The organism is Actinomycetospora sp., assembly GCF_036497245.1.
Taxonomy (GTDB): domain Bacteria; phylum Actinomycetota; class Actinomycetes; order Mycobacteriales; family Pseudonocardiaceae; genus Actinomycetospora.
On the sequence record NZ_DASXJS010000125.1, the window covers coordinates 24,634 to 35,925 of the forward strand.

An 11,292-nucleotide genomic window follows, 5' to 3' on the forward strand; every position below is an offset into this window, starting at 1 on the left:
AGGCGTGTGGACGTGTCGTTGAGTCCTTCTGCCGAGCGGCCCCGGCCACATGGGCGAGCCGTGGCTTCGGCACGATGAGTCGCGTGGCCGCCCCGCACCGGATGCACCGCACCCTCATGGACGACGTCGTGATCCGGCTCGTCTACCTGCGCACCCGTGGCCTGCTCGGCCGGGCCGTCCGACTGCTGCTCTTCGTGCTCGGCATCGACATCCCGCGCCAGGTCCCGATCGGGCCCGGGCTCACGCTGGTGCACGCCACCGCGGGCCTCGTCGTGCACGCCGACGCCCGCATCGGCCGCGACGTCACGCTCCTGCACGGCGTCACCCTGGGGCGCGCCGACCCGTGGGTGCCGCTCGACCGCGGGCCGATGGACCTCGTGATCGAGGACGGTGCGGTGCTGGGAACCGGCGCGGTCGTCCTCGCCCGCAGCGGCGAGACCCTCACGATCGGGGCGGGCGCGATCATCGGCGCGAACGCCGTGGTGACGCACTCGGTCGGGCCCGGCGAGACGTGGGCGGGCAACCCGGCGCGTCGGGTGTCTCCCGCGACGCACGCGGCCGGCTGACCCTCACCGGGCGGCGGGTTACGGTCGACCGACGGGCGGGCCCGGGCCGTCCCGTCGTCGAGGAGGGACCGCCGATGCCGACACGTCGCGTGCGCCGCCAGCTCCCCCGCCCCCGCGACCTCGCGCCCCTGGTGCGGGTCCGGCCACCCCGCCTGGACGCGACCCGCCGTCGGCTGGAGTCCGCGTTCACGATCGCCGACCTGCGCGCGATCGCGCGTCGCCGCAGCCCGCGCGCGGTGTTCGACTACGTCGACGGGGCCGCCGAGCAGGAGATCAGCCTGCGCCGCGCCCGTGAGGCCTACGCCCGGGTCGAGTTCTCCCCGCGCATCCTGCGCGACGTCGGGTCGGTGGACACCGCGACGACCGTGCTCGGCGGGTCCGCGGCGATGCCGATAGTCCTCGCACCGACCGGCTTCACGCGGATGATGCACCACGAGGGCGAGCGCGCGGTGGCCCGCGCCGCGGAGGCCGCCTCTCTCCCGTACGCCCTGTCCACGATGGGCACCACCGCGGTCGAGGATCTCGCCGCCGAGGCACCCCTGGGCAGGCACTGGTTCCAGCTCTACCTGTGGAAGGACCGCGACGCCTCGAGCGACCTCGTGGACCGCGCCCGCAAGGCCGGCTACGACACCCTCGTGCTCACCGTCGACACCCCGGTCTCCGGTGCACGGTTGCGCGACTCGCACAACGGCCTGACGATCCCGCCGTCGCTGACGCTGGGCACGCTCGCGGACATGGCGCGCCACCCCTCCTGGTGGGCGAACCTGCTCACCACCGAGCCACTGAGCTTCGCCTCGCTGAGCTCCTGGAGCGGCACCGTCGCCGACCTGGTCGGGCACATGTTCGACCCGACCGCGGTGGCCGCCGACCTGACCTGGCTGCGCGACCAGTGGCCGGGTCACCTCGTGGTCAAGGGCGTCCAGCACGTCGACGACGCCCGCGCCGTGGTGGACCTGGGCGCCGACGGCGTCGTCGTCTCCAACCACGGCGGCCGCCAGCTCGACCGCGCCCCCACACCGTTGGAGCTGCTGCCCGACGTGGCCGCCGCCGTCGGGGAGCGCGCCGAGGTGTTCGTCGACACCGGCATCACCACCGGCGCCGACATCGTCGCGGCCCGCGCGCTCGGTGCGCGCGCGGCCCTGGTCGGCCGGGCCTACCTCTACGGGCTCATGGCCGGCGGCGAGGCCGGGGTCACGCGGTCCCTGGACATCCTGCGCGCGGAGGCCGTGCGCACGATGCAGCTGCTCGGGGTCGAACGCGTCGACGACCTGGACGCGTCCCACGCCCGGCTGCTCCCCCGCTGACGGGCCTCCGGCGCGCGGGTCGGCCGATTCCGGGAGCGGACCGCCGAGCTGACGATCCGGAGCCGATGGGTCGGGTGGACACCGCTAGGCTGTTGATCTTGCCGAACGCGGCATCGGCTGCGTCGCGCTCGGCATGATCAATTGCCTAGCGCCTCCGGCACCGAGGGCGGTCCAGCGCGGACACGACCGCCCGGACCCGTCCGGTTCACCGGTGACGGGCGCAGCGACGCGACTCCTGGCGGCCGGACTGGACCGGGGCGCGGCGACAGGCCACGATCGTCGGACCGGGGCAGGAGACCGACCCGAGGAGCCGCCGTGCGCTATCACACGACCGTCGAGGTCGCCGCACCCGCCGACGAGGTGTGGTCCCTCGTCCGCGACGTCGAGGGGTGGCCGTCCTGGACGCCGACGATGTCCACCGTCGAGCTGCAGGGCCCGCACCTCGAACCCGGGGTGCCGGTGCGGGTCAGCCAGCCCGGACGGCGTCCCGACCTCTACACCGTGCTGGTGGTGGACGACCACCGCTTCCTCTGGGCGGCCCGCAAGACCGGTTTCCGGCAGTGGGCGGACCACCGCGTGGAGAGCCTCGGGCCGGACCGGTGTCGCGTCGAGCTGACGTTCGGTCTCGACGGGATGCTCGCGCCGGTCGTCGGTCCGCTCTCCCGCCGCACCGTCGTCCGGCTCGTCGACTCCGAGGCCGCCCACCTCAAAGCGCACGTCGAAGGGTAGGTGGCCTCCGGCCTCGTGAGCGCGAAGCGCGCCTACGGCGCCGGGACCTCGAACGCGTTGAGGATCGCCGAGGTCGCGAGGTACATGCCGATGAGATGCACCATGTCGAGCACGCCGTCGCGCCCGAAGGCCCGCTCGGCCGTCGCGTAGGTCTCGTCGTCGACGCGGTGGGTGCGTACGAGCTGGTCGGTGAACCGGTGCGCGGCGAGCTCCTCGCGCGTGAAGCCCTCGCTCGATCCACTCAGCAAACCGTCGATCACCGTCTCCGACAGCCCCACCGAGCGGGCCACCGCGACGTGGGCGTACATCTCGTACTCCGCCTGCCAGGCCACCCCGACGGTGAGGATGACGACCTCGCGGATCGGCGCCGACAGCGACGAGTCCCGCCGGTCCCTCGCGACCCACCGGCCGAACGCCCGACCCGGGCCCGGGCGCAGCGCGAAGGCGTTGAACGGGCCGAGCAGTCCCCCGGCGTCGTCGGTCCCCGCGAATCCGGAACTCTCCGCCCACGGCACGGAGCGCTCGCGGAGCTCCTCGGCGGCGGAGCGTTGGTCGTCGTCGAGGTCCAGCGTCTCGTTGCGGGGCAGGCGCCCGCCCCAGTTCTTCGCGTCGGCCGCGGGGTGCTCGGTCATGGGCCCGACGCTAATCGGGGTTCAGGCGGGATCGCCCGGTGGTTCCCAGCGGAAGAGCGTCGAGTCGCGGCGCCGGAACCCGACGCGCTCGTAGAGCCGGATCGCGGCCTCCCGCGACGGGCGAGAGGTGAGGTCGACGGTGCGCGCCCCGACCTCGACCGCGCGCTCCAGCGCCGCCCGCACCAGCGCCTCCCCCACCCCGTGGCCGCGGACGGCGTCGTCGACCACGACGTCGTCGATGTGCGCCCGCAGCCCCGTCGGCAGTGGGTACATCACGAGCGTGAGTGCTCCGACGACGGCGTCGCCTGCCTCGGCGACGAACAGCGTGGTCGCGTCGTGCGCCACCACCCAGGCCAGGGTCCGACCGTCGAACGTCGCACTCCGCGAGAGCTGCGGCAGGAGGCGCTCGACCGCGGCGCGGACGCCGTCGTCGAGCACGTCCACGATCTTGATCGCGACGGTGGAGTCGCTCTGCTCGGCCACCGGGCCACGGTAGACCGGGGCGCTCAGGTCACGCGGGGTCCTCTCGGGGTGGGACGAGCCGGCCGAGCGAGCGGTCGGCCACGGTGATGACTCCGAACAGCACGGCGGCGACGAGCATGACCAGCGCCAGATCGTGCAGGCCGGACGTCGTCGCGCCGTGGGCGTAGGCGATGCCGCCGGTGGTGGAGGCGGCGATCGCACCGAGGTAGAAGAAGGTCCGCATCAGCCCGGCCGACGAGGCGACGCGCGCCGGCTCGGCCTGGCGGTAGACCGAGTTCTGCACCGCGAGGGTGTTGAGGCCCTGCGGTACCCCGGCGACGAGGGCGACGACGACGATCAGCCAGATCGGGCTCCCGTCCCCGAGCAGGAACAGCAGGCCCGAGACCACCACCTGCGCGGCGGCACCGACCAGGAGCTTCCCCCGGAGCTCACGGCGCCGACCGGTCAGCGCGACGACGCCGATCCCCGTCAGGAAGATCGGCAGCAGCACGAGGCCCGCGACGGACGGCGAGAGCCCCCGGCCCTCCTCGACCCACTGGGTGAAGCCGTACAGCAGGCAGTAGGTGACGGTCGCGGCCAGCAGGGCCCGCAGGAACGTGACGAGCAGCGGGACGTTGCCGCCGAGCACGCGCAGGTCGAGGAACGGCGCCGGGGCGCGCAGCTCCCAGATCACCAGGCCCGTGCCGGTGACGACGACGACCCCGACCAGCGGCCACCAGGCGGGATGCAGGAGCACGAGCAGCAGGACGACGAGCGTCACGGCGAACGCCGCGATGCCCGCCGGGTCGAGGGTGGCGACGAGGCCGGTGGTGCGGTCCCGCCGCGTCCCGGGCGGCAGGCGGCGCGCCCCGAGCACCAGGCAGGCCAGCGCGAGCGGGACGTTCACGAGGAACGTGGCCCGCCAGCCGCCGACCCCGATGAGGAGCCCACCGAGCGTCGGCCCGATCACCGCGATGGTCTGGGTGGACACCGAGAGCAGGCTCAGGATGCTCTCGGGGCTGTCGCGCCCGGTGCGCTGCGACTCCCCGCGGATCATCGACATCGCCGCCGGGTAGCCGGCGCAGGTCCCGAGCCCGAGCAGCACCCGGGCCCCGACGAGGGTCCAGATGTCGGGGGCCAGCGCCCCGAGCAGACCGCCGATCCCGACGAGCGCGGTCCCGATGAGGTAGAGCGGCCGCGGGCCGTAGAGGTCGACCAGGCGTCCGGTGACCGGCTGCCCGACCGCCGTCGCCAGGTACAGCCCGGACACCAGCCACGCGGTCTCCGCCGCCGGCGCCCCGAGCGCGATCCCGATGGGGACCAGCGCCACCGCGATCATCGACGAGTTGACCGGGTTCAGGATCGACCCGAAGACCATCGGGGTGATCAGCCTGCGGTCGAAGGCGGCCGGGTCGGTCGCGGTGCCTGCCGGTCGGCGCAGGCGGGCGAGGAGCGCCGTCATAGCCCGGTCACCCGCTCCAGCAACGTCATGGCCTCCGCGAGCGTGGCGCACTCGGCCTCGGTGAGCCGCTCGGTGAGCACGCCCGCCAGCCAGCCCTCCCCCGCGGCGCGCGAGCTCTCGAGGAACTCGCGGCCGGACGGGCCCAGCGAGACGACCTGACGGCGTCCGTCGTGCGGATCCGGGGTGCGCGTGACGAGTCCGCGCCCGGCGAGGGCCGAGATCGACAGGGCCACCGACTGCGGCCGGACGCCTTCGGCGGACGCGAGCTCGCTCGCCGTCGCGGGGCCCTCCCGGCCGAGCCGACCCAGGAGCGCCGTCTGCGAGGCGGTCAGTTCGGAGCGGTCGTAGTTCTCCCGCAACCGTCGCCGCAGCCGCCCAAGCTCGATGCGCACCGCTCGGGCGGCCTGCACGGCCGCGGCGGTCGGCTCCCTCGTCTCCACGAGACCGACACTAGATGCACAGTCCAGACTGTTCACGTCGGACTGTCTATCTCGTCGGGACGCCGCCGACCGCCCACCGCGTGACACGGACGGCTCACCGCGCAGGAACCGCGATGATCGGTCCTCCAGAACCGGATGAATCGCCCCTATCCACCGGTCGACGTCCGGGCTCTCGGGGGACGATCACTGCTCCGTCAGGACGCACACCAGGGCATCCCGGGCGATCGGCGCGGGGTGCGCCACGACGGGCGGTCCCAGGTGTCGACGTGCACCGCCGGACCGCCCGGCGTCGACCCGCCCCGTCGACGTCCTATCGATCACGAAAAGGTCTCGGTACGGTCTCGACCGGCTCACCTCCCGGTGGGTCGACCCGGCCCCGTGCTCGTGGTCGCCGTACCCGTCCGGCGACCCGCTCCCCAGGGCATGGAACCGGGCCCACGAGCGAATGTGCGGTCGAGGACGGGAGCGACGTCACCCCGAGGCGTCGTGGACGACCGAGAAAGTGCCGCAATGCCCGGACGTCATGTCGCGACCGCTGGCCCCGCGTCCCCGTCGGTGTCCTCCCCCAGCTCCCTCACCGACGGCACCCTCACGAAGGCCGGGATCGCCGCCGCGCTCGTCACGGCCAGCGCCGCGGCCGTTGCCGGATCCACCGGCGCGTTCGCCGCGGTCGGCAACGCCGACGTCTCGCACGCCGCGACGAACCTGACGGCCTACTCCTCCTCCGGCGCGGCCCCCGCGTCGATGCCGACGCAGCACGCGGGCGTGACGCCGATCGCCGCCACCGCCCCGGCCGCCGCGCCCGTGGTGAAGCACTCGTCGCCCGCCGCCGACGCGGCCAAGAAGGCCGCCGCCGACCAGGCCGCCGCCGCGAAGAAGGCGGCCGCGGCGAAGGCCGCCGACGCGAAGAAGGCCGCGGCGGCCAAGTCCTCGGACTCCGGCAGCGCGGCGAGCGCCGGAGCGCTGGGCGACCGCATCGTGAACACCGCCTCGACGTTCAAGGGCACGCCCTACGTCTGGGGCGCCACCGGGCCCGACTCGTTCGACTGCTCCGGGTTCACCTCGTACGTGTTCAAGAAGATGGGCATCAGCATGCCGCGCACCGCGCAGCAGCAGTACGACGCCTCGGACCACATCAGCAAGAGCCAGGCGCAGCCCGGCGACCTGGTGTTCATGGGCGACCCGGGCGACATCTACCACGTCGCCATCTACGCCGGGAACAACAAGATCTGGACCGCGCCGGAGCCCGGCCAGTCGGTCAAGCTCGGCAACATGTTCGGCGACACGAGCTTCGGCCGGATGCGGTAGGTGCGCTTCCGCGCTCGTGAGCGGAAAGTGTGGCTATAGCACCACTTTCTGCTCACGAGCCGAAGGCACCTCGTCGCACCTTCCCCGCGTCGTCACGCAGCGGGTGATCGACCAGGGCGACCGTGCGCGGGATCTTGTGGCGGGCCAGTCGGTCCGCGAGGTCGGCGGGCAGCCGCTCGGCGAGGCCCGGCGCGGCCTCCCCGGTGGGCTGGACGACGGCGTGCACCACGCGCCCGAGATCTTCGTCCGGTGCGCCCACGACGACGGCGTCCGCCACCTCGGGATGCGCGATCAGGGCGGCCTCCACCTCGGCCGGGTACACGTTGGCCCCGCCCACGAGGATCATGTCGGCGCGACGGTCGGCGAGGTACAGGTAGCCCTCGGCGTCGAACGAGCCCATGTCGCCCAGGGACTCCCACCCGCCGGCTGCCCGGGCCCGCGCGCCCAGGTAGTGGTAGGTCGGCCCGCCGTCGGGCCGCATCCAGACCTCCCCGACGGCGCCCGCCGGGCACTCGCCGCCGCCGTCGTCCCGGACCGTCATGTGGCCGCGGGTGACCCGCCCGACCGATCCGGGGTGCGCCAGCCAGTCCCGCCCGTCGATCATCGCGCTCGCCTGGGACTCGGTGCCCGAGTACAGCTCGACGAGGATCTCCGGGGCGGGCAGGCGCGCCAGCCAGCCGCGCTTGACCTCGGGCGGGCACGGGGCGCCCACGTGCAGCGCGGTGCGCAGGCTCGTGAGCTCCGCCGCGCGCCACGCCGCCTCGGGCAGGCGCAGCATGCGTCCCATCATCGTCGGCACCAGGTAGAGCCAGGTGACGGCGTGCTCGCCCACCAGTGACAGCGCGCGGACCGCGTCGAACCGCTGCATGAGCACCACGTGATGTCCTTGCAGCAACGCCATCAGCGAGAACATGTACGGCGCGTTGTGGTGCAGCGGCGCGGTGGCGAGGAAGACCCCGTCCCGGTCGATGCGCAACCCGTCGGCCCGCGCCAGCACGTGCTCGGTGCACGCCGCCTGCCCCGAGACGATGACCTTCGGCCGGCCCGTGCTGCCCCCGGACGTCGGGGCCTTCCAGGACGGCCCGACGACATCCGGCAGTGGGCCGTCCTGGTCCTGGGTGTCGCGGTCCCGGCCGTCGAGATCCCGGCCGTCGAGATCCCGGCCGTCAAGGTCCTCGGCGTCGAGCCAGGGCCGGTCGGCGGGCCGTAGACCCACGGTGAGGGCCGGCTCGGCGACGGCGAGGACGGCGTCCCGCTCGGCCTCGGGCAGGCGGGCCGAGAGCGGTTGCGGCACCGCCCCGAGCTTCCACGCGGCGACCGAGCACGCGACATGGGCGACGACGTTCGGCAGCGCGATCGACACGAGGTCACCGCGCCCGACCCCGCGCGCGGCGAAGGCGCGGGCGAGCCGGTCGGTGCGGGCGTCCAGCTCGGCGCGGGTCAGGACGGTGTCACCGTCGGAGACGGCGGGGGCGTCGGGCGCGGCCTGCGCGAGGGCCCGCAGCCGGGCGGGCAGCGACGTGGCTCCGGCGGGGACATCGGGCTCGGGGAACCGTGGGGTCGGCACGGCTCCCACCATTCCCGGCATTCCCGGGTCGCGCTCGCCGTGCCCGGCATCAGGGGCGGAGGCGGTCCTGCCAGCGCTCGATGTCGTCCTGCTCGACGCCCTGGTCGCGATGGAAGGCCACCGGGTCCGGCCCGATGCGGTCGAGCACGGCCGTCATCGCGGGGATGGACACGTCGAGGAGGTGCTCGATCGCGGCCAGGTCCTCGCCGTGGAATCCCAGCCGCGGCCGCAGGGCCGGCAGCGCATCCCCCGTCGCCAGGTAGTCGGCGAGGATCTCCGGACGGGGCACTCCGGCGAGGGCCAGGAGGAGGGCCACGGACACCCCCGTGCGGTCCTTGCCCGCGGCGCAGTGCACCAGCGTCGGCCCCTCGGCCCGGGCGGCCGTCCGGACGAGGACGGGCAGCCAGCTGTGCGCCGTCCCGAGCAGCTGCACGTAGAGCTCGGCCAGGCTGGTCCGGCCCTGTCGCATCCGCAGCTGCTCGGCCGGGGCCAGGGATCCGGTCAGCGGGAGCGCGACGACGTCCACGCCGGGGCCCGCCAGCGGGTGCGGCTCGTCGTGGAGCTCCTTCGGGTCCCGGAGATCGATCACGACCCGCGGCGGCCAGGTCGCGCCGTCTAGCGTGCCCGTGAGGGAGGGGTCCGCGTCGCCCGGGAGCGGCGCGTCCGATCGCCACAGCACGCCGGCGCGGACCCAGCGACCGAGCGCGGACCCCGGCGCTCCGACATCACGCAGGTTCGCCATCTGGTTCGGCGCCGTGCCCGGGTACTGGAGGCTCACTCCTCCCAGGGTGGACGCTCGCGAGGGCGGAGAGGATGAACGCGGGGCGAAAAGTCCGGCGCCGGGACGCGATCTCGGTCACGGGTGCCCGCTGCCGTCGCGCGTGGCGACGGAGACGGCAGCGACGTGCCGGTCCGGCAAGGAATCGAGATGAGAGCCGGGTCCCGCTCCCGGTCGGCTCCCCAGCGTCGGGAAGCGGGACCCGCTCATCGGACTGGTCATGATCGACGATCCCCCGACCGTGCATGACCTGGTGCCAACGGGGTGCTCCGGTCCTGAACTGCGGAAACACCGACCGGATTCGTTGATCGGTTCAGTACCCGCCAACGGGGCGGCCCGCCGCTCCCGTCACGCCGCGCTGCGCCCGGCCTCGCGGACGACGAGGTCGGCCAGGTCCAGAACCGGGATGCCGGTGAGGCTGGAACCGTCCATGATCCACTCGAAGGCGCCGCCGGCGGAGAGCCCGAGAGCCTCCATGACCACGCCCGCGGCGGCGGCGACCCGCGCCTCGTTGGCGCACAACGGCTCCCGGGGTTCGACCATCGGGGGCTCCGATCGACATCGGCGTGGTGTCATCCGCACGGCTCGGCGTGCGGATGGCATCGGGCGTCCCCCCGGATCATCCGTGACCGTACCGCTCGGGCTCAGCCACCCGCGCGGCCGTCACCGCCACGGTCGGGTGGAGTGCCCGGCCCCGATGAGCGGGGGGGCCGGGGTGACGATGTTCCTGGCGACCTCGCTGAGGCGCCGACCCGAAGAGTCGGTGTCCACCCTCAGAGCGCGGGCCGCCTCGACGACGGTGATCCCGCGGCGGGCCGCGAGCACACCCTCCGCCTGGGCGATCACGGCCCAGTTCGCCGCTCGGTCCTCGACCTCGTCCTCGTCGATCACGGGGTCCCCTCGCCGGTGAGTCACGCTCTCGGCATCAAGCGTGGCGGGGACCCGGCCAGTACGGGTCACCCTGCCGTACCCAACACGATGGGGTCCAGCCCGCCGTTCGGCCGGTCCGGCCGTGCGACGGGGTCGTCGTCCTCGCCGCCCGAGCGGGCGGATGACCGCCGGTCAGGGTTCCGACGGTGCCCGCGTCACCCGCCTCGCTCGCGCGAGGCGGGGTCGACCGCCACGCTGCCGACGATCCGGTGCGCGACCTCGATCACGGAGAGCCCCGCCGCGTCGGTTTCGGCACGCAACGCGCGGACGGCCTCGTCGATGGTGATCCCGCGGCGGGCTCGCAGGATGCCCTCGGCCTGGTGGACCACCGGCGTGCCCGGTACCTCGCCGTCGTCACCGATCTCGATCATTCTCATTCCACCCCCATCAGCCCTGCGCAGGCGCATGGCAGATTGCGCCCTGATGCGGCGAATGGCTCACCCGGTGTTCGGATCGGTCATCCGACCACCCGGGTCCCCACGGGCGCGGGTGTACGAGCCCGGGTCCACCTCGTCCGCGACGACTGCCCGGGCCATCTCGAGCAGGCTCAGGTCCCGGGTGACGGCCATGTCCGCCAGGGCGACGACCGCCTCGTCGATCGAGACACCGAGCCGCTCGCACACGATGCCTTCCGCCACGAAGATCACGACTTCCTCGCGGGAAAGATCGTTCGGTGGGATGTCGTCGTCCATCAGCCTCGCCTGCACTGGGCATCCCCGTGCGGGGAACAACGGAGGCCGTCGGGGCCGTGCCGGCGCGCTGTCCGCCGATCCGGTGAAGCTCCGTGGTCCGGTCTCATCACCACGATGCCATCGTGGAGTAGCCGGGAACGGCGTCGCCCACACGCCCGCCCGCCGACTCGGCGCCGCCATCACGGTGGCACGACCCCTGGGCGGCGGGCCGTCGCCCAGGGGTGCTGTTCGCCTAGGCGCTCTGCTCGTGCGCGGTGGTGCCCGCCATCGGCAGACTCATCACGATCTGCCGGGCGACCTCGACCACGGAGAGTCCCGCCGCGCCCGCCTCGGCACGCAGTGCCCGGGCCGCTTCGTCGATGGTGACTCCGCGACGGGCTCGCAGGATGCCCTCGGCCTGATGCACCACCGGCGGGTCGAGC

Annotated in this window: 15 protein-coding genes; 4 read left to right on the top strand and 11 right to left on the bottom strand. The window is 73.9% G+C overall.

Going from position 1 to position 11,292, the window contains the following annotated elements; genetic code table 11:
• Positions 1-83 precede the first annotated feature (83 nt).
• The 3 genes from VGI02_RS12990 to VGI02_RS13000 all read left to right on the top strand — a co-directional run bounded on the left by VGI02_RS12990 (position 84) and on the right by VGI02_RS13000 (position 2,599).
• On the top strand, positions 84-566 hold the full coding sequence (locus VGI02_RS12990; protein WP_331627803.1) for a serine O-acetyltransferase: 483 nt from the start codon (positions 84-86) through the stop codon (positions 564-566).
• 74 nt (positions 567-640) lie between these two features.
• Positions 641-1,870: an alpha-hydroxy acid oxidase gene (locus VGI02_RS12995; RefSeq protein WP_331627804.1), complete on the top strand. Its 1,230-nt coding sequence runs from the start codon at positions 641-643 to the stop codon at positions 1,868-1,870.
• A 315-nt stretch (positions 1,871-2,185) separates the two neighbouring features.
• On the top strand, positions 2,186-2,599 hold the full coding sequence (locus VGI02_RS13000; protein WP_331627805.1) for an SRPBCC family protein: 414 nt from the start codon (positions 2,186-2,188) through the stop codon (positions 2,597-2,599).
• Positions 2,600-2,631: 32 nt separating this feature from the next.
• On the opposite strand, the gene VGI02_RS13005 is transcribed toward VGI02_RS13000, so the two are convergent.
• From VGI02_RS13005 to VGI02_RS13020, 4 genes are read right to left on the bottom strand one after another with little or no spacing between them, the layout of a single operon-like run.
• Positions 2,632-3,231, bottom strand: a complete 600-nt coding sequence (locus VGI02_RS13005) for a carboxymuconolactone decarboxylase family protein (protein WP_331627806.1) — start codon at positions 3,229-3,231, stop codon at positions 2,632-2,634.
• A gap of 21 nt (positions 3,232-3,252) precedes the next feature.
• The gene (locus tag VGI02_RS13010) at positions 3,253-3,714 is read right to left on the bottom strand and encodes a GNAT family N-acetyltransferase (protein WP_331627807.1); all 462 of its coding nucleotides are present in this window, start codon (positions 3,712-3,714) and stop codon (positions 3,253-3,255) included.
• A 28-nt stretch (positions 3,715-3,742) separates the two neighbouring features.
• A complete protein-coding gene (locus VGI02_RS13015; RefSeq protein ID WP_331627808.1) occupies positions 3,743-5,155 on the bottom strand; it encodes an MFS transporter in 1,413 nt (470 codons plus the stop codon).
• Positions 5,152-5,595 carry a MarR family winged helix-turn-helix transcriptional regulator gene (locus VGI02_RS13020; RefSeq protein WP_331627809.1) on the bottom strand — a complete coding sequence of 148 codons (444 nt, stop codon included), beginning with the start codon at positions 5,593-5,595 and terminating at the stop codon, positions 5,152-5,154. The genes VGI02_RS13015 and VGI02_RS13020 overlap by 4 nt, the downstream gene beginning before the upstream one ends.
• Positions 5,596-6,150: 555 nt before the next feature.
• Between VGI02_RS13020 and VGI02_RS13025 the strand changes: the two genes are divergently transcribed.
• A complete protein-coding gene (locus tag VGI02_RS13025; RefSeq protein ID WP_331627811.1) occupies positions 6,151-6,903 on the top strand; it encodes a C40 family peptidase in 753 nt (250 codons plus the stop codon).
• Positions 6,904-6,955: 52 nt separating this feature from the next.
• On the opposite strand, the gene VGI02_RS13030 is transcribed toward VGI02_RS13025, so the two are convergent.
• The 7 genes from VGI02_RS13030 to VGI02_RS13060 form a co-directional block, all read right to left on the bottom strand.
• The gene (locus tag VGI02_RS13030; RefSeq protein WP_331627812.1) at positions 6,956-8,470 is read right to left on the bottom strand and encodes an AMP-binding protein; all 1,515 of its coding nucleotides are present in this window, start codon (positions 8,468-8,470) and stop codon (positions 6,956-6,958) included.
• A gap of 49 nt (positions 8,471-8,519) precedes the next feature.
• On the bottom strand, positions 8,520-9,248 hold the full coding sequence (locus VGI02_RS13035; protein ID WP_331627813.1) for a tyrosine-protein phosphatase: 729 nt from the start codon (positions 9,246-9,248) through the stop codon (positions 8,520-8,522).
• A 348-nt stretch (positions 9,249-9,596) separates the two neighbouring features.
• Positions 9,597-9,791, bottom strand: a complete 195-nt coding sequence (locus VGI02_RS13040) for an ANTAR domain-containing protein (RefSeq protein ID WP_331627814.1) — start codon at positions 9,789-9,791, stop codon at positions 9,597-9,599.
• Between the two features lie 120 nt (positions 9,792-9,911).
• The gene (locus VGI02_RS13045; protein ID WP_331627815.1) at positions 9,912-10,139 is read right to left on the bottom strand and encodes an ANTAR domain-containing protein; all 228 of its coding nucleotides are present in this window, start codon (positions 10,137-10,139) and stop codon (positions 9,912-9,914) included.
• Positions 10,140-10,333: 194 nt separating this feature from the next.
• Positions 10,334-10,549, bottom strand: a complete 216-nt coding sequence (locus VGI02_RS13050) for an ANTAR domain-containing protein (protein ID WP_331627816.1) — start codon at positions 10,547-10,549, stop codon at positions 10,334-10,336.
• 66 nt (positions 10,550-10,615) lie between these two features.
• Positions 10,616-10,885: an ANTAR domain-containing protein gene (locus VGI02_RS13055; RefSeq protein ID WP_331627817.1), complete on the bottom strand. Its 270-nt coding sequence runs from the start codon at positions 10,883-10,885 to the stop codon at positions 10,616-10,618.
• 217 nt (positions 10,886-11,102) lie between these two features.
• A partial coding sequence (locus VGI02_RS13060) for an ANTAR domain-containing protein (protein WP_331627818.1) occupies positions 11,103-11,292 on the bottom strand: 190 nt, incomplete at its 5' end.